Source organism: Paludibaculum fermentans, from assembly GCF_051172195.1.
GTDB classification, from domain to species: domain Bacteria; phylum Acidobacteriota; class Terriglobia; order Bryobacterales; family Bryobacteraceae; genus Paludibaculum; species Paludibaculum fermentans_A.
Genome location: NZ_JBPJAQ010000001.1, coordinates 6,115,674 through 6,133,843 on the forward strand (window position 1 = coordinate 6,115,674; position 18,170 = coordinate 6,133,843).

Annotated in this window: 16 protein-coding genes; 5 read left to right on the top strand and 11 right to left on the bottom strand. The window is 63.8% G+C overall.

Annotated elements, in window-relative coordinates; all coding sequences use genetic code 11:
- Nucleotides 1-119: 119 nt before the first annotated feature.
- The 11 genes from ACR9Y2_RS24535 to ACR9Y2_RS24585 form a co-directional block, all read right to left on the bottom strand.
- Nucleotides 120-1,031, bottom strand: a complete 912-nt coding sequence (locus ACR9Y2_RS24535) for a P22 phage major capsid protein family protein (RefSeq protein ID WP_435044316.1) — start codon at nt 1,029-1,031, stop codon at nt 120-122.
- A gap of 63 nt (nt 1,032-1,094) precedes the next feature.
- Nucleotides 1,095-1,688 (bottom strand): hypothetical protein, encoded by a 594-nt coding sequence (locus ACR9Y2_RS24540; protein ID WP_435044318.1) that lies wholly within the window; start codon nt 1,686-1,688, stop codon nt 1,095-1,097.
- Between the two features lie 28 nt (nt 1,689-1,716).
- Complete coding sequence (locus ACR9Y2_RS24545) at nt 1,717-3,099, bottom strand: hypothetical protein (protein ID WP_435044319.1); 1,383 nt, start codon at nt 3,097-3,099, stop codon at nt 1,717-1,719.
- 12 nt (nt 3,100-3,111) lie between these two features.
- Nucleotides 3,112-4,398, bottom strand: coding sequence for a terminase large subunit domain-containing protein (locus ACR9Y2_RS24550; RefSeq protein WP_435044320.1), 1,287 nt, complete (start codon nt 4,396-4,398; stop codon nt 3,112-3,114).
- Nucleotides 4,395-4,712: a hypothetical protein gene (locus ACR9Y2_RS24555; protein ID WP_435044321.1), complete on the bottom strand. Its 318-nt coding sequence runs from the start codon at nt 4,710-4,712 to the stop codon at nt 4,395-4,397. The genes ACR9Y2_RS24550 and ACR9Y2_RS24555 overlap by 4 nt, the downstream gene beginning before the upstream one ends.
- Before the next feature lie 186 nt (nt 4,713-4,898).
- A complete protein-coding gene (locus ACR9Y2_RS24560; protein WP_435044322.1) occupies nt 4,899-6,014 on the bottom strand; it encodes a DUF362 domain-containing protein in 1,116 nt (371 codons plus the stop codon).
- A 5-nt stretch (nt 6,015-6,019) separates the two neighbouring features.
- Nucleotides 6,020-7,357, bottom strand: coding sequence for a glycoside hydrolase family 28 protein (locus ACR9Y2_RS24565; RefSeq protein WP_435044323.1), 1,338 nt, complete (start codon nt 7,355-7,357; stop codon nt 6,020-6,022).
- Between the two features lie 21 nt (nt 7,358-7,378).
- On the bottom strand, nt 7,379-8,527 hold the full coding sequence (locus tag ACR9Y2_RS24570; protein WP_435044324.1) for an iron-containing alcohol dehydrogenase: 1,149 nt from the start codon (nt 8,525-8,527) through the stop codon (nt 7,379-7,381).
- Complete coding sequence (locus ACR9Y2_RS24575; protein ID WP_435044325.1) at nt 8,517-8,828, bottom strand: putative quinol monooxygenase; 312 nt, start codon at nt 8,826-8,828, stop codon at nt 8,517-8,519. The genes ACR9Y2_RS24570 and ACR9Y2_RS24575 overlap by 11 nt, the downstream gene beginning before the upstream one ends.
- 17 nt (nt 8,829-8,845) lie before the next feature.
- On the bottom strand, nt 8,846-11,164 hold the full coding sequence (locus ACR9Y2_RS24580) for a hypothetical protein (RefSeq protein ID WP_435044326.1): 2,319 nt from the start codon (nt 11,162-11,164) through the stop codon (nt 8,846-8,848).
- A 39-nt stretch (nt 11,165-11,203) separates the two neighbouring features.
- Nucleotides 11,204-12,208, bottom strand: a complete 1,005-nt coding sequence (locus ACR9Y2_RS24585) for an energy transducer TonB (protein WP_435044327.1) — start codon at nt 12,206-12,208, stop codon at nt 11,204-11,206.
- Nucleotides 12,209-12,348: 140 nt separating this feature from the next.
- On the opposite strand from ACR9Y2_RS24585, the gene ACR9Y2_RS24590 reads away from it, so the two are divergent.
- The 5 genes from ACR9Y2_RS24590 to ACR9Y2_RS24610 all read left to right on the top strand — a co-directional run bounded on the left by ACR9Y2_RS24590 (nt 12,349) and on the right by ACR9Y2_RS24610 (nt 18,165).
- A complete protein-coding gene (locus ACR9Y2_RS24590; RefSeq protein WP_435044328.1) occupies nt 12,349-12,687 on the top strand; it encodes a hypothetical protein in 339 nt (112 codons plus the stop codon).
- A gap of 109 nt (nt 12,688-12,796) precedes the next feature.
- The gene (locus tag ACR9Y2_RS24595; protein WP_435044329.1) at nt 12,797-14,527 is read left to right on the top strand and encodes a YcaO-like family protein; all 1,731 of its coding nucleotides are present in this window, start codon (nt 12,797-12,799) and stop codon (nt 14,525-14,527) included.
- A gap of 53 nt (nt 14,528-14,580) precedes the next feature.
- Nucleotides 14,581-16,809: a redoxin domain-containing protein gene (locus ACR9Y2_RS24600; protein WP_435044330.1), complete on the top strand. Its 2,229-nt coding sequence runs from the start codon at nt 14,581-14,583 to the stop codon at nt 16,807-16,809.
- 150 nt (nt 16,810-16,959) lie between these two features.
- Nucleotides 16,960-17,184, top strand: a complete 225-nt coding sequence (locus tag ACR9Y2_RS24605; protein ID WP_435044331.1) for a hypothetical protein — start codon at nt 16,960-16,962, stop codon at nt 17,182-17,184.
- 9 nt (nt 17,185-17,193) lie between these two features.
- Nucleotides 17,194-18,165, top strand: coding sequence for a DUF6976 family protein (locus ACR9Y2_RS24610; protein WP_435044332.1), 972 nt, complete (start codon nt 17,194-17,196; stop codon nt 18,163-18,165).
- Nucleotides 18,166-18,170 lie beyond the last annotated feature (5 nt).

The window sequence follows — 18,170 nt, forward strand, 5'->3', positions numbered from 1 at the left end:
CACCCAACCCCCAATCCCGCCACGACCCCAAATTGAGCCGCGACCGTAAGGGAGCGGTGGAGTCCGTATACTCCTCCAGACCCCACCCACCCCCAAACCAGCCGCGACTCCGAGAGCGCCTAGCTCCTCACCTGCACGCCGTGAGCATTCCGCAGAACCCCCACCCCGTACAGCATGTCCACCGTGAACTGCTGCGCCAGCGTATTCGGCTGGTAGCTCATCGTGATGCGCATGCCCAAATTGCCCAATTCGGCGTATTCAGCAATCGCACCAGTCCCCGGCAGAGGCCGCGGCAGCCGGCGAATCGCCAGGCCCAGTGCATTCTTCGCGAACGCAATGTTGTTCGTCGTCGTCGGACCCGTGCCCGTCTTCTTCACGAACTGCGAACGGAACACATAGAAGTCCTTGATCCGTCCGATGCTGCCGTCGATCAGGGCCCGCAGCCCCGCATCGCCCGACGTCTGGTACTCGCTGAACCGCGCAATCTGCCGCAGTTGCGAGTACGCATTCCCGTCCACCACCAGGTACTTCTGCTCGCTCGCCGGAACCTTCGCGTTGAACAGGGCTGTCTCCGCCGAATCCACCACCCCTTCCAACAGCGCCGTGCCGCCCGTACCCAGCGGAGTGTTCGCCGTGAACTGGCTGTACAGGTTCAACAGGTCGCTCTCCACCTTCTCGGCCAGCGCGATCATCGCCGGCTGCATGTACAGCCGCAGAAGATCCGGCACCGCGATCACCTTCGTCACATCCGGGATTTGGAATGTCGCCTCGGCGTGCGTATTCAGCACGATCTGCGCATTCGCCACATCCGGATTCTGGCTCTGCACCGAGCCGCCTTCGGCGATGTTATTCGCCACCATCGTCGGCGGAATCGGCACGTTCACCGTGTCGCCGGCCTGCGCCAGCGTCGGCGAAAAGTCCCGGTTCACCAGGTTGCCCATCACCAGTTGGCCCGACAGGGCCGGCAGGGCGTCCACCGCCACAAGCTTCACAATCGCATTCGCCAGATTGGCTGAAGTAATAGCTGACATTTCTCTTTTCCTCTTTCTCTTTCCCGATCTCTCAAACTGCGCCGCGTCTCTGCAGACCGCGCGCTATTCGCCCCGCAGGCTCTGTGCCGCCACCTGCGAGATGTGCTCACGCACGCGCTGCAGCTCGTCCGCGCTCATGCCCGGATGAATTCGCTCCAGTTCCACGCCGTAGCTGCCACCACCCGCTCTCTGCGGGCTCAATGCACCCGAGCCGCCGGCAATCCGCGCCGGCAGAAACTCGGGGTTCTCCTGTACGAACGACGTCAGGTGCTCGCGCAATCCGCGCTCGCCCTCCGCCGTCTTCGCCATCAGCGCGCCTTCCGCCGTCCGCACAATCTCGTCCTTCACGATCTTGAAAGCGAGGTCGATCTTGGCCACGCCCAGCCGCTGCAGCTCCGCTCGGATCTGCGCGCCCCGGTCCGTCTCCTCCGCCATCTGGCGGCTGCGCTTGTTCTCTTCCACCAGTTCGTTCACACGCCGTTCCAGCGACTCCCGCCGCCGGCGCTCTTCCACGAGTTCGTTCTTGTAGGCCGGCTCCGTCTGGCGCCGCTCCACCGTCACGTACTCCTGAATCACTGAACGCACTACGTTCTTCCAGTCCTCGCCCTGTGTCTGTGAAGACACCTCGGGCGTCTGGTCTTGCGACTTCTGCTCCATTGCTGTCCTTCCTTGTTTGCTCGCGCGCTTAGGCGGTTGCCTGCGCGTCGATCTCCTGCGCGATGCGGTCTTTCACCTGTTGGCTCGCATCGCAGAGATACTTCATCGCCAGCTTCTTCTGGATCTGCGTCTCCAGGGTCTTGGAAGGGATCCCCAGCGACAATAGCCGCTGCGCATCCTCCAACTCGCTGCTGAATTCCCCGATGTCGAATTCATCCAAACCCGACACCCCAATTTCAATCTCGTCCTGGCGGGCCGCTGCCAGCGTGCGCAACAGCCGCTTCAAGGTGTCTTTCACCTTGTCGCCGAAGCCGCGCAACACCTCCTGCGTCACCAGGTAATCCCGTTGCTTGCTCAGGCCCGTCATCGCTGAGTTCTTCGAAAGCGCCCCGCCGGCCTGGCTCATCATGTAGCAGATCCGGTAGATCTCCTCCTTCAGCCGGTCCGTGTTCTGCAGCGCGATCTCGAACACATGCCCCTCCGGCTCGGTCCAACCAAAACGGTCGTCCTTGCCCAGTTGCACGTAGTAGCTCTCGCCCATCGTCTGCTTGAACTCTTTCTCCGAATAGATCACCGGCATCGAGAACAAGCCCATCGTCAACGCCCAGGCCAGCGCGTTCGACTTGTTGAAGTGCTCCAACTGCAGCGACGACGCTTTGTTCATCAGCCACATGCCGTCCCCCAACGTGAACTCGAATACCGGCACCTTGCCTAGCCCGGCCAGGCCGTGCCGCCCTTCGTCCACCTGCACAATCGCCGCCTGGGCGCCGTCCCGCTCGTCCTGCCGGAAAATCGCGAACCGCTCCCGGTCATAACGAACCCACTGCCGCTCAATGTGCCCCGGCTCGTCGCCGCCGCCCACCAGCCGCTCTCCGCGCAGCACCACCCACTCGTACTCGCCGCTCTCGTCCCTCTGCCAGTGGATCGCGCTCTGCGCCGGATACTGGCTGAAGTAGCCTCGCGACAACCCCAGCGCATCCTCCTCCGCCTTTGAGCCCGCCTGCACCCCCAGCCTCGGGAAGTCCAGCACGATGTAGCTGCGCCCCATCACCAGGGCTTCAATAACCTGCTTGCGGAAGAAGTCGCTCAACGTCGACCCCTGCCGGTCGCAGTCCTCCGCCAGCGCGTTGAAAAACTTCCGCGCGCCGTCGTCATGCCCTTCCAGCGTCACCAGCGGCTCGCGCCGGAACAGCGTCGCCGCATACCAGTCGATGATCGAGCCGATATAGTTCTCATAAAACGCCCGGCTCACTCTCTCCTGGTAAACCTCAGGCGGCTCCTTGTGCCTCGGAATCAGATAGCGGTCCGCGTTCGCCGTGAACTGCTCACCGCCCAGGTAGAGGTCGCGATACCGCGGCCACACTCTCTTCCACGCCGTGTATTCGGGATGTTCCCGGTTAATGTCGAACACTGCCTTTCCCCCTTACCAAAACAGCCGTCTGTTTCTTTCGCCAATACTCGCCACCGGCTGGTTCTCCTGCCACAGCAGGTAACCCACCGCATCGCTCAGGTGCGTCCGCTTCAGGTCGCGAGCCTTGTCGATCTCGCCCGTCCCCTCCAGCCACCGCACCCGCTCGAAGTCGAGCATCAGCTCCTTGCACCGCGCATCCACCATCAGCCCCGTTTCGCCGTTCGCCGATCGCAGCTTCGCGTTCACCAATCCCACCCGGTCCCGCACCGGCGGATTCCTCTTCGGAATTCGAAACACCGGTGCGGAACCCCCGTATTCCTCGAAGAATCCCTGCAGAATCTCCCGGTCCGTCGTCCCCGCTGTCTGCAGGTGCGACGCACAGGCGTCCGCAAAGATCTCCAGGCCCGCCGGCCACTCCGGATACCGCCTGGTAAACTCCAGGCACGCATCCCTCGTACTCGCCCGCTGCAGCACGATCTCGTCCAACACCACCAACCGCCCCGCCTGCTGCTGCGCCACAATCGAACTCATCGGATTCACGTTGAAGTCCAATGCCCACAGCACCGGCAGCTCCGCGTCCCACTCCGCCGCACCCACGTTCTCCTTGCGGTCGAACGCGTGGTACACCATCCCGTCCTTGGGGCTCACATACTGCCCCAATACCTCTTGCGCAAAGAACGCCTCGTCGTAGCTCCTCTTCAGCCGGTCGTAAAAATCCGGCACCTTCTCCAACAGGTGCCGGTTCTCATTGGGCTCCGCCTGCACACACTCATACCCGTCCACCGGGTTTTGAATGAAGCGCTCATACACCCAATCGAACCCCTTCGGGGTCCACACCGCGAATCCGCACAGCCTCGCTGCCAGCGGATCCCGCAAGCGCCCTTCCAGCCGGATCCAAGCCTGTTCGGGCGAGTAGGTCAACTCGTCCACCCCGAACCATGCAAGATTCGTCCCCCGCAACCGCTCGAAATCATCGAGCGGGCGGAAAATGATCTTCGAACCCGTGTCCTTCAGCGTCAGCTGGTTCTCCGCCTTGTTGAAATCGAACGGCAACCCGTTGTCCCTCAAGACTTCGAACAGCGACGTTTGCGTCGCGTCCCGCAGCATCGGGTACGTCGGAGCCCCAATCAGCCCCGCCCGCCCCGGATTCAAATACGCCAGCTTGATCGCCTCATTGCACAGCGCCTGGCTCTTTCCTGACCCAATCGGGCCCGAAAATCCTTTAAATCGCGCCGTCGAGTCGTGGAAACGCAACTGCGACGGCAGAGGCTCGTATTGGATTTCGCGGCGGATCTTCATTTGTCCTTCCGCTCCACCCACTCCACCTTCACCGAACTCACCTTCTCCGGTTCCACACTCTCCCTGAGCTGGATCAGCTTAAACGCGTCGTTCACTGAGAACGACATGCTCTCGTCTTCCACCTGTTCGGCAAACTGGACCAGCATCCGGTCCATCAGTTGCCGCATCTGCTTCGCCCGGAACCTGCGCTTCCGCGGCGTCTTCGCAACTTCCTCCACCGGTTTCGCCGGAACAGAGGCCACAGCCTCCGCCACCGGTTCGCCCGCCTTCAGGAAGCGCCCGTTTTTTGCCCGCCCAACCGTTCTCTGTTCCATCAGCCTTTCTCCGTGCGAGTTGCCTCGACGCACAAAGACTACCGGAGCCCAAAAAGCGTTTTTTAAGGAATTTCTGCTAAGTGATTGAAAACAGGCGCACGAATTTTTCTGAAGTCCTGAACCGATTTTCGGGAGACCCCAAAAACCGCCTACTTCTGCCGTTTGTTCGCCTGTTTGGGTTGCCGTTTAGCCGAACTGGTAGGTCGCTTCGGACAGCTTCAGGCCCCGAACTTCGATGTTCTTCAGGTCCGCCGTCCCCAAACCCAGCCCCTCGGCCAGCAGCAGCATGTTGTCGCAAGTCTTGAACGGCCCCGTGCCCTTCACTGAACGCGGGTCGTACCCCATCGCCGCCGTCCCCACCGTGTCCGTCGTCACCGCATTCGTCCCCAGGATCAGCAACCCCGGGTTCACCATCTTCAGCCCGCGGATCCACGGTCCTTCGCCGCCCGTCACCGTCTCGATCCCGTCGATAAACGCGATGTCGATCGGCCGCGCGGTATTCAGCTCCGCCACAATCCTGGGCATGCGATGACCCGGAACCCGGCTCGACTTCGGGTCCAGTTCGCCCGCCGCCGCCGTCGCCGGCTGCCGCTTGCCCTCGTGGCACACGCTCACCCGGCCATTGCCCGGCTTCTCGTTGGGCTCGTCCTTGCCCGCGTCGTCCCCATAGATCGAGGCCGGGGTGATGCCGAACATGTTCTTCATGGCCAGCGTCACGCCGCAGGTCTCGTGGTTCTTCAGCTTGGCCATCGAGACCATGACGTCGGTCTCCTCATAGGCCATGTTCAGGTCATAGCTGGGGAAGATCAGCCCCCCGCCCGGCACCTTGAACCGCGCATACTTCCTGGCCGACCCCAGGGCATTGGTGTTCTCGAAGACGACATTCGGCGCGGCCGACTTCAACGTCCGCACGTTCCAGCCCGACTCCAGCAAATACTCTTCCAGCGGCCCCGACGAGGCCCAGGCGCTTTCCACAAACCGGATCCGCTTCGCCCCGGCCCGCCCCAGCAGATGCGTCATCGCTCCGGCGGTCTTGGGGTGAGTGTAGTGCGTAATGCCCAACGGCCTGCCCTGGAACCGCAAACCCGGGCTCCCGGTCAGGTTCAGCTTGATCGTGACGGTCTTGCCCTTGACCAGCCGCTCCAGTCCGCCCAGCTGGTCGAACATCGTCCCCAGGGTGGAGACCAGGTCTTCGTCATAACTACGGCAGCGCGCCAGCGTCACCGGCGCGGTAGGAGGGGCGGCCTGCAAAGTGCCTGCGGCGGCCGTGCCCAGTACGGCGAGCAGTTCACGTCGGGTCATTGACTCTATTGTAGAGCTTTGCCGTTCACCTGGACGTTGGTCAGCTTCAACCCCTCGACATGCTCCAGCGTGTCCGGCTTCGTGGCAACCTCAAAGACTGAGTCCTTCACCGTCAGGTCCTTGATCGGGGCGCTGGCATACCCTCGCAGGTACAGCACCGACCGCATTTTCTTCACCGTCAATTTCTCCACGTGGATACTCCGGATCACCGGCGGGAACTTGCCTTTGTCGCCCTCTTCGTAAGTCAAGTCGATGTCGATCGCACCCCCAGCCACCTGGCCCACGGTGACATTGCGCAGGTAGATGTCTTCGATGAATCCGCCCCGCACCGAATTCGTCTTGAGCCGCAATACCCGGTCGAGATGAGGGCTATCCATGCGGCAGTCCTCGATGAAGACATTCCTGCACCCGCCCGAGATCTCGCTGCCGATCGTCACCCCGCCGTGGCCGTCCTTCATGTCGCAGTTGCGCACGATGATGTTCTCACTCGGGACGTTGATCCGCCGCCCATCCCGGTTACGGCCCGATTTGATCGCAATGCAGTCGTCGCCCGTGTCGAATTGACAATTCTCAATCAACACATCCGTGCAGCTCTCCGGATCGCAGCCGTCGTTGTTCGGACCATGGCTGTTGATCTTCACCCCGCGCACGATGACGTTCCGGCAATGCAGCGGGTGGATCTCCCACATCGGCGACCCGACGATGGTCACGCCCTCGATCAGTACGTTCTGGCATTCAAAGGGCTGGATGAAGTTCGGACGTAGATTCGAACCCTCGCCGAAGACACGGTCCTTGGCCGGCACGTCCCGCTCCGCCATCTCGGCCAGCGCCAGCCTGGCCTTGTTCTGGTTAGGACCCGAGGCGTTGCCCCGCGACCCCTTCCACATCCACCAGTGCTGGTTGTCGGCCTGTCCGTCCAGCGTGCCCTCACCTGTCACGGCGATGTTCTTCTGGCCCCGGGCGTAGATGAGCGGCGAGTAGTTCATGCACTCCAGCCCCTCCCAGCGCGTCAGCACCAGCGGCAGGTACTTCTTCGGATCCGTGTCGAACTTCAGCGTCGCCCCCTTGGCGAGGTACAGATTCACGTTGCTCTTCAGGTGGACCGCCCCGGTGAGCCATTCGCCCGCCGGCACCACCACCCGTCCACCCCCGGCCTTGGCACAGGCCTCGACAGCCTGGGTTACGGAGTTCCCATACTTTGTGATGACAAAGTCCTTTTTCGGGAACACCGGAGCCTTGATCCTGGCCAGGATCTGGTCGCGCAGCGCCCAGCCCTTGGAGTCAGCGGAAAACAGCGGCAGCGCAGCCAGCGCGGCGGTGAAGCGACGGCGGGTTACAGACATATCAGTCAGATCATACTGAAACTAGAGCGCCGCGGCGAGTGTCTGCCGCAGTTCCTCCGCCGTGAGTACGATCGGGTTCGCCTTCATGCTGCTCGCCTTGGCCGCCTTCTCGCAGACATCGTCGATCTCCGTCGCCGACAGGCCATACGAACCCAGTCCAGGGATCCCCAGGTCCTTCGTCAAGGCCATCAGCCACGGTACGAGATCGTCAGCCTGGGCCTGGTCCCCAATCAGGATCCGTGCCGCCTCGTCATAGCGAGCCAGGGCAGGACTCTCGGGTTGCCTTGCGCGCAGGGCGGCCAGATTCGTCGCCGTGCAGTGTGGCAGCAGGGCGGCGCACACAGCGCCGTGCGGGGCAGGGAACATCCCCCCAATGGGAGCCGCGAATCCGTGCACCGCGCCCAGCCCCGAGTTGGCCAGGCACAGTCCGCCCAGGAGACTGGCGTAGGCCATGGACGTACGCGCGTCCACGTCCTTGCCATTGTCATAGGTCCGTCGCAGGGCGGTCGCCTGGCGCAGGCCGTCCCGGGCCCAGGCATCCGTCATCGGATTCGCCCTGATCGAGGTGAACGGTTCCAGCACCTGCGTCAGTGCATCCAGGCCCGTACTGGCCGTAACCGCGGACGGCAGGTCCAAAGTCAGTTCAGGATCGACCACAGCCAGCGCGGGCAGCATGTGCGGGCTGCGCAGGCTCGCCTTCACGCGATGACCCGGCGAAGCCAGCACGGCATTCCTGGTCACCTCGCTCCCTGTCCCCGCCGTGGTGGGCACGGCAATGAAGGGAGCCGAAGGATTGGGCAAGGCCTTGCCCTTGCCCACGACTTCGAGATAGTCCAGCAGTTCGCCGGGATTGGTCAGCAGCGCGGCGATGGCCTTGCCCGCGTCGATGGAACTGCCGCCGCCGCAGGCGATCACGAAGTTGCAGCGGTCGCGTTTGGCGGCCGCCACCCCTGCCGTGACCACATCGAGCGTAGGCTCGCCATCGATGGGGAAGTGTGCCGCCCCGACGCCCGCCGCATGCAGTTCCACTACCAACCGGGCGGCGTGGCGCGGAGTGCGGCCGCTGACGAGCAACGCCCGCGCGCCCATCGCTTTAGCCGCGGGCGCCACCTCGCGCAGTGCCCCCGCACCGAAGACGATGCGGCGGGCCGTGGCAATGTCAAAGCGCATAGCCGTCATCGCCAGGGAAGCAGTTGGCGTACTTCACGCTGGATCTCGGCTCGGCCATCATTTCAGCGACGGCATCGCGCCAGGTGGCGTAATGGGCCGTCTCCTTGTGAGCGGCCGCGGCCGCTGTGTCGCGATAGATCTCGACCAGCACGAAGCGCGTGGCGTCGTCCTGCTGCTGGAGGACATCGAAACGCGCGATGCCCGGTTCCTGGACACTGTTCCTGGCGTTTTCCAGGGTGGCCTGGCGAAAGGCTTCAACGCACTCGGCCTTGACGTGGACCTGCACATGAACGATGAACATTGCCTTCATTATGCCGCTTACGGCTGGCGGATGAGCCACACCTCGGCCACCTGCGTACCCCGCCCATTGCCGGGCAAGCCGGGCGTCTTCTCCCAGCGCAGCCGCAGCGACCCGCCGGCCGTGGCCTGCCTGGGAATCTCGAACTCCACCGGCTCCGTCACGTTCTCGATCTTGCGGAACGGATGCAGTTCGAAACTGGCGTTGGCCGTCAGGCGCAGGATGCGGCTGGACGATACTTCGCCGCCATACAGGATGCGTACCTTGTAGCTGGCCGTGGGGTCCAGGTGTGGATAGAGCATCTCCATGGGCCCGTCGTACATCACCTCGGCGTGGCTCATGGTGGAGATGCGCCAGTCGACCGCGGGCTGCGACGTACGGGCGAAGGCGTTGCGCGGCGACAGCAGGCTGCCCGGATCCTCTTCATAAGTTTTGGGCCGGACCAGGTGCGGCTGCGCGGCCGGGTTGCCCAGGTCGTCGTAGAAGCCGCCCGGACCCGGGTCTGTCCATTGGACGATCTCGCGCAGCGCGTTGCGGCGGCCGGGTTCGTCCGGCATGGACCGAATGGCGGCGAAGCGTTTCTCCAGCCAGTTGCGGTTGTTGAAGGGGACGTCGATGTTGTCGAGCGTGGCTCCGCGGTCGCGGCCGATCGCTTTGTAGCGCTCGACGCTCAATTGCATGCGGACCGACTGGTAGAGCGCCTCGGCCAGCTCGAACACGCGCTGGCGCAGGGGGGACACCTGACCGGGTTCGTGCAGGATCCGCGAAGCAGCGTCCATGGCCGCCAGGGACCCACTGCGAGACGTTTCGCGCAGGGCGTTCATGGCCGATTCCTCAGTAGCGGTTTCGTTCAGCCAGCGGCGGCGGTTCAAAGCGTCGTAGTAGGCACGGTAGAGCGCCTGCTGGAAGCGCCAGTTCAGCAAATCGGCTGGGGAGGCCTGCCGCTCCAGCGATTGAAACAGGCTGAACGTGGGCTCGACGCTGGTGCTGGTGGCGAGCGCGCCCTGCCAGTTGCGCTCCAACCCCTGCAAGCCTTCGGCGAACGAATCGTCGAAGCGGGCATCGATGAAATAACGGGCATACTCCCGCAGGGCGGTGGGGATGTCGACATCGGGGTTCCAACCCATCTCGCTCCACAGGATCTTGTTGACGTCGTCGTTGCAACCCTCGGAGTAAGTGAGGAAGCCGATCGTCGACGGCTGCTGGTCGTGGAAGATGGCCCGCATCTCGGTGGGCCTGGGGTTGATGCCTTCGCGAGCGTGGGTGAACGCCTCCGGCGCGTCCCAGTTGGGCACGGCGAACTGGCACTGCACGCTGTGCGTGATGTCAGGGTAGTTGCGGATGCCGTAGCGGGCCGGCACGCGCCGGCGCAACTCCTGAATGGAGACGCGCACCTGCGGTCCGTGCACGATGCCGGTGAGCCAGGCCGGCTGCTTGTCAAGGATGGCGTAGAACTCGTCCATCCACTTCTGGTCGAAGCCTTGCGGCGAGACCCACATCTGGGCCTTGGGATGGTACTTGCGGAGGCTGGCGGCCTGCTTTTCCAGCAGCGCCATCAGGGCATCGGGCTTCGTATGGCCGGGATCGCCGCCAGGCACCATCACGGCGTCAAGGCGCGGCAGTTTTTTGAAGACCTCGGCCCACTCGTCGAGCGCCTTGGTCACCGTGGCCGGATCGTTGTAGTCGCGATCCATGGCCGGATACCAGGCCCACACATCCATGCCGTACGAGTCGAGGATGCGTGACATCTCAATCATCATCGGCATCTGCGGAATTGGGAAGTGCGGACTGTCTGAATCGTCGTCGGAGCGCGGCGGAATCAGTTCGACGGCGTTGGTGCCGAAGATGGCGAGGTCGCGGATGTATTGATCCCACATGGCGACGGTCCACGCGTCGTAGCTATTGGTCTTGGGGCGGTAGCCCAACTGGTGGCCGCGCAGTTTGTACTTGGGCGCAGTGGTGAGCTGGAAGCCGTCGGGCAGGATGACGGAGTCGCGGTACATGCGCAGTTCGCGCAGCAGGCGGCCGGCGCCGAAGAGCGTGCCACGTTCATCGTTGCCCAGGATTTCGATAGACGTGCCGGAGGTGCGGATGGTGAACCCATCGGCCGGGCCTCCGGCCGGATTGCGGCGCAGCGTGATGGCGGGGCGTCCGGCTGTGGCGGCTGCGGCAATGGGCCATTGGAGGCGCGAGCGCTTCGCGACCTCTTCGACGAGGACCTGGGCGGCTTTCTTCTCGACAGGCGAGAGGGCGGATGGAGCGACAACGACGGCCTGGGAGAAGTCGGCTGCCGTAAGCGTGGAGACAGTAAGAGCCAGAAGGGCGATGCGTTGGATCATGGGCTCCAATCATCATATGGGACGACGGAGCCCGGATGATTACAGCAACTGGAAGGTGACGAGGATCTGGGCTTCCACGGGGATGGGGCGGCCGTTCTTCAGGCCGGGCTTGAAGCGCCACCTGCGGACGGCCTCCACCGCCTTTTCGTCGAGCCCCATGCCGAGTGGGCCGATGACCCTGACCGCGGCGGTGCGGCCCGCCTCGTCGACGATGATGGCCAGGCGGACGGCGCCCTGGAACTTGGCCTTGCGCGCCTCTTCGGAATATTCGGGTTCGACGCGGAAGATGGGCACGGGCGCACTCACTCCGCCCATGCCGACACGGGCGATGCTGCCGCCGAACGGGTCAGGACCCGGGCCGTAGCCGGGACCATGCGAGGAGCCGACGCCGCTGCGATCGCCATCGCCGATGCCGCCGTTCGAGCCGCGGCCATCAGAGGGGACGGTGGCTTTGCTGAACGGATCGCCAAAGTTGGGCAGGTCGATTTTCGGCAATTGTGCGTCGGGCGCGGCGAGGATGGTGGCTTCCATCAGCAGGCGCGGAGCGGGGTTGTTGCGTTCCGCGGAGGGCGGTACGAACTGGCGCTGCGCCGCGCGCGGGAGGGCGCCCTGGCTGGAGGGCAGGGTAGAGCGGGCGCCGCCTCCTCCGCCGGCGAGAGTGTCGTGCGGCGGTGTGCGCGGCAGGAGGTCCGGCGGCAAGTAGGGCGCAACGACGGGCACAAAATTTCTGACCGCCTGCTGCACTTGCTGATTGCTGCCCAGCGTGAAGAGCAGAGCCACGACGCCCACATGCAAGGCGATGGAGAGCAGTTGCGACGGACCGCGGAGCGGATCGCGCGAGTAGAGTTCGGCCACCTGGACGGGCCGTGCGGTGACGGCCTGCGGGGGCAGCATGGCAGGGAAGAAGAGTTCGCGGCAGGTAGCGCCGAAGCGCTGGTACCAGGGCTCCGCGGCGATTTTTGCGTGAGTTGGCGAGTTGGTGGAAGAGGCTTGATTCGTGGTCGGATCAGGGTCGGGCAAACGAGTGACGGGATGCTCGGACATGCGGGACGGCGGTCCTTTCCGGCCACGCACTCCCTGCGCCTGGAGAGCGTCGGCTTCGAGTGGATGGACGCATGACAACGCGGCGGGTTTCACGAATGTCGTCTACCCGTCCAATACATTTCTCCTTGACATGATTTGAAATGGACTCCACAATCATCGAAGTTTCACACTTTTTTGGGGATTTCCCCTTGATTCACGGAGGTAGTGTAGTGCCTGGTTCCGATCCTAAAATTCTCAAGTCCAAAGTGGTTGCGCTGCAGCGCGACACGGCTGCTCTTCTGAAGCTTCTGGGAGGCGACGGGGATGACCGCCTGCGCTTCTGGGAGATCATCAAGGGCATTACGACGCCGGTGCAGTTGGAGATGGCAAGTCACCAACTCGACGTCATGCAGAACATGGTCAAACAAGTAGCCGCCAGCACCAAGGCCCTGGAGAAAGCGTCCAAGCCCGCAGCCAGAGCCGCCAAGGGTGGCGCGTAGAGACAGTGTTTCCAGCCGTCGGGCGAACCCTGGGGCTCGCCCGCGCCGGCTGGGCCAAGCCAACATCCTCATCCTCGGACCCCCGACTGCCAGTGTGGTGGCCGCGCAGATGCGCAAGGCCTTCGGCGCCAGTGTCGTCCTGAACGAAGCAGGGCCGGATGCGCCGCCTCCCCGGCTGGTCGTGTGCCTGCGCGGTTTCGAACCGTTTGCCGTTCGTGCGCTGGCCGCGGGCGCAGTCTGCCTGGGCGCCGATTTTCGGAATACGGAAACCATCCTCGGGCCCGTCGCCGTGGAAGGCCGCGCCGGCTGTCCGTTGTGTGCGCAGACGCGGCTCTACGCGGCGTCGCAGCAAGTGCCCGCGGACGATGACAGCTTAGCGTCACTGGAACTGGCCCTGCCCCTGCTGATCCGCGAAGCTCGCACGATTCTGCGCAAAGGTCCGCTCGCCTCGCCTCTACTCGACCAGGTACTCATCGTGGATACCCGCGCCCGTACGTCAGCCCTGCACCGGGTGGTGCCTCTGCCCTCGTGCGAGCTGTGCGGCGGGGCATCCCTGCATCCGCGGACCGGACTGCAGGTGGACGGCGGTGTGCTGGAGCAACTGGCGGGCATCCTGGATTTCCGCACGGGCATTGTGTCGCGCCTCGTAGTCGAGAGCCCGGAGGAACTGGGCGTGACCACGCCGCTGGTGGCGACGGCCGCTCCGCCGCATGTGCTGAATGCGGACGGCACGCTGCGGCCCTTGCCGATTGGCTGGGGCAAAGGGTTGGATCTTCCGGGCGCGATTTACTCAGCCGTGGGCGAAGCAGTGGAACGCTATGCGCCCTCGCTGCCGGAGCCTGCGCGTATTGTCTGGGAGGCCGCGTCCCGCCTGCCGGGCGAGTGGCTGGACCTGCATCCGGTGTATTCGGATGACCAATATGAACGGGCCGGATTCCCGTATACGAGGTTTTCGCCAGACGCGGTGCAGCCCTGGGTGGCGGGCGAGTGGCTCGACTGCAAAGAGCCGGTGTGGCTTCCCGCGATTTCGGCTTATCTCGCCATGCAGGTGACGGCGGAGCAATTCCTGTCGCAGGGCACGTCGAACGGGCTGGCTTCACATCCCGGGCGCGAGGAGGCGGCGCTGCGAGCCGTGATGGAACTGGTGGAACGCGACGCGTTTCTGGCCTCGTGGCTGACGGGCAGAGCCGGCACACGGATCGAGCTGGACAACACACTGGAGCCTGCTCTGGCGGCCGTGATCGACGGAGTGCGCGGGCTGGGGGCGGCGGTGGAGCTCTACCGGTTGGAGACGGCGGCCTGCGGCACGGCGGTGATGTGCCTGGCCCTGGGCGATGGAGCGGAGTACCCGGGTGCGACCATCGCGCTGGGCGCGGATCTCGATGCGGCGGGCGCATTGCGGCAGGCGATTCTGGAACTGGGGCAGACCGGTCCGCATCTACGCAAAATGATGCGGCGGGGCGCGCTGACCGTGCCGGAGCGGCCGGAAGACGTCCACGCAATGATGGATCACGCGGCCTGGTATTTCGATGCGCGGCGTGCGGCTGCCTTCGATTGGCTGCGCGGCGGCGGGCCAGTGGCGCTGCGGAGCGTTCTCGAAAGGCCGGCGGAGCGGACCCTGGCTGCCGCTGCCCGGCAGTTGGGACAGGCCGGGATTCGCGTAGCCCTGGTGGATGTCACTTCGTCCGACATTGGTACTACGGGGCTGAGTGTGATGCGCGCGATGAGCGCTGACCTGCAGCCGCTGTGGTATGGGTTCGGGCTGGAACGCAGGGTGGTGCCCCGCCTGCTCAAGTTGGGATTGCGCCAGGATGTGCCCGCGATTCATCCCATCTGGTGAAGGGCGCTGGCGGCTATACTGCTAACAATATGGCTTACCGGGATGCTTGGTTGATGACGGCCCTGCTGTGTTCGCTGGCCCCAGCCCAGACGCTGAGTCCTGCCGATGCTTATAAATCAGGGCATTCCGCCCATGGCGCCGCGTTTGACAGCGGACCCCGGCAGAAGCCCTGGCCGATGACCGGCATCGGGACGGCCCACTTCCCCATCACCACGAAGAACCCCGAGGTTCAGAAGTGGTTCGACCAGGGCAATGCGCTGCTGCACTCCTTCTGGTTCTATGAAGCAGAGCGGTCGTTCCGCTGGTGCCTGAAGCTGGAGCCGGAGAACGCGATGGCCTATTGGGGGTTGGCGGTGGCGAATGCCGACCGCCGCGCCGGAGGCGGCAACCGGCCTGCCGATTTCATCCGTGAGGCTGCGAGACGCAAGGGCAGCGTGAGCGAGCGCGAGCGGCTGTACATCGAAGCCTGGGAGGCGATCCTGATTTCCGATGCGGTGCATGCCGCGGCCGATGCCAAGCAGGATGACGAGGGCTCCTACCAGGCGCAGCGCGCCGCCCACATCAAGAAGCTGGAAACGCTGGCCGTGAAGTTTCCCGATGACATGGAGGCCCGCGCCTACCTGGCGCTGGCCACGCTGGGTGACGCCCGCTATGCCACGGAGATGATCATCCGCGAGATCCTGGCGCGGCAGCCGATGCATCCCGGCGCGCACCACTACCGCATCCACAACTGGGATTACCACGAACCGGCGCAGGCGCTGGTGAGTTGCCGCGCTTACACGGACGCCGTGCCGTCGATCGGCCACGCGCAGCACATGCCCGGCCACATCTACAGCATTGTGGGCATGTGGGACGAGGCGGCGATTTCGATGGACTCGGCCACGCGCGTCGAGAAACAGTACATGCGCGACAGCCTGACGTTCCCCTTCAACAACTGGAACTACGGGCACAATCGCAACTACCTTTCCTACATACAGGAGCAGATGGGGATGGCCGAGGCGGCGTTGTTCGGAGCCCGGCAGTTGATCGACGCTCCGTTGGATCCGAACGACAACAACGAGATTCCGAACAGTAGTCACTCGTACGGACTGCAGGCCGCGGCGCGGGTACTGGTCAAGTTTGAGCGATGGGACGAGCTGCTGGATGCGAAGCTGATTCCGTGGCGCGACATCCCGCGAGAGAAGGCGTCGAAGGCCTATTTCGAGGCCCGCGCTTATCTCGGCAAAGGTAAGCTCGATGACGCCGAAAAGAAGCTGGCCGAATTGCCGCCGCTGCGCAAGGAGTTTGAAAAGGACAACTTCCGGCTGCGGATCTTCGATACCTATGTGCTGGAGTTACGGGCCCGCATCGCGATTGCCAGGGGCGAGACGATCTTCGGGCTGGGGTTGCTGGCCGATGCGGCGGAGCGCGAGTTTGCGCTGCAGCGCGAGTATGCCGATCCGCCGATGTATCCGGAGGCGCTCTACAACACCTTGGGCGAAGCGTACCTGGCGGCGAAGAGTCCGCTGCTGGCCGCGCAGGCCTTCGAGAAGGATCTCACGCTGGCGGCCAACGACATCTTTGCCTTATCGGGCCTGGTGCGCGCCTATGCCGCACTTGGCGAAACGGCGAAGGCTCAGGATGCCATGGCCCGGCTGCTGTTCCAGACGCGTCATGCCGATAGCGGGCTGAAGCTGCTGGAGCAGGCCAGGGCGACAGGGATCACTGCAACGCCGCGCGACTCTTCGCCGGGCCCGCAGCGCGAGTACACGCGGATCCCGCTGGAGTCGCACGGGCCGGCGAAGTGGGCGCCCTATCCGGCTCCGCGGCTGGACGTGAAGGATGCCTCGGGCAAGCCGGTCTCACTGGAACAGTTCAAGGGGAAAAACGTGATCCTGGTGTACTACCTGGGCCAGGAATGCCCGCACTGCATGAAGCAACTGAGCGACCTGGGGAAGAAGAAAGACGACTGGGAGGGGCTGGAGACGGTGGTGCTGGCGGTGAGCAGCGCCGACCCCGCCAAGAACAAGGGCGGGCTGAAGGAGTATGGCGACCTGGCCGTCCGCCTGCTGTCGGATACCAGTCACGAAAATGCGCGCCGTTTTCACTCGTATGACGATTTCGAAGAGATGGAGCTGCATTCCACCCTGCTGATCGACAAGAAGGGCCGTGTGTACTGGGGCCGGCTGGGCGGCGATCCGTTTACAGACATGGGGTTCCTGGAGAAGCAACTGGGCCGGATGAACGAGCTGGTGGAAGCCGAGGCGAAGCAGCCGGCTGTCCGCATGACCGCGCAGAATTAAGGTTTCGACACTTTCCCGGGCTTGGATAGCCGGAATGGGCCTTTGCGGGTCCGACTCCGCAATTAAGTTCCACGGGTACTGCCTGGAGCCCGGGAATCCCCTACTCTTTTCACTCAGCTTGGTCGATAAACCGAGAGACCAGAGGCTTTGATGATTCCACCAGCAGAACATCCCTGTTGGACGCAACTCGTGACCGGCGCCCGAGCTGTGCGTTCGAATAACCTCTCGTTCAACATGCTGTTGTTCACCATCCGGCTGCGTTATCAGGGCAATCCTACGGTCGAGAACCTGGAAGAGCTCTGCCGGCATGCCCGTGAGTTCTGTGTGAAGTTCGAGCGCGTGCTCACGCCTGAGTTGACCGCGCTGGTGGATTAAGGAAGTTCCATGCTCCAAGCTCCTGAAGAGGTCGCGCGGGAAATCAGACAAGGCACGCAGCTGCTGCTGGCCGGCCATGAGGGCGTCTTGCGCGAGCTGCCGAAGGGGAACTGGATCGCCGGGACCACGGACCACTTCATGGACCTGGAGGGCGGGGTGTGTTCACGTGACCGTGTGTTTGTCACGCCTTTACCTGCCTGCGCTACCGGCGCCCGCATCCGTACCTACACCGCTGCCAGCCTGCCGCACCTGCTGGACGAGGCGCCCGAGAATGGCTATACGGCCCTGATCCTGCCCGCCGGCAGCGAAGTGCACGCCGCTTATGCGCACAGCGCCCACGTTTATCCAGGCATGTTCGTGAAGCCTGTGGTGGGCTGGATCTCTGGCAGCTCGCAGAATGGTTCGAATAAGCTCAGTCCCAAGGTGGTGGACGGAGTCACCGGCCTGTTCTCGGGACAGGATGCGGTGGCGATGCATGTGGAATTGCCGGCCGGCAAAATGGCGGAACTCGAGATTGTGAATGTCTTCCAGCCGGGCAGCGGCGCCGGGCTGCGGTTCCCGCGCACCGGATTCCAGGCCAGCACGTGTCTTATTGAGGGAGAGGAAGTTCCTTTCGCGCAGTATCTGGACAGCCGGCAGGGCGACATGCGGCTGCCACTGACGGCCGATTACAACGGCTCAATCATCAACGTCAGCATCGAATCAGTGGATACACGGACGGGGCTGGTGAAGTTCTTCGCACCGGTGTTTGAAGGAGTGGAGTACAGGCTGGCCGCTCCGCTGCCTGGCTACCGCAGTGCTTTCCACACGCTGGCTGAGCCCCGGGGCGAATGCGCGTTTGCCTGCAACTGTGTCCTGAACTATCTCTATTGTCATTTGGAGGGCCGGGCCGCCGGTACGATTACCGGCCCGATCACCCATGGCGAAATCGCCAACCTATTGTTGAACCAGACGCTGGTGCGACTTCTGATCAGAGGCTGACTGAG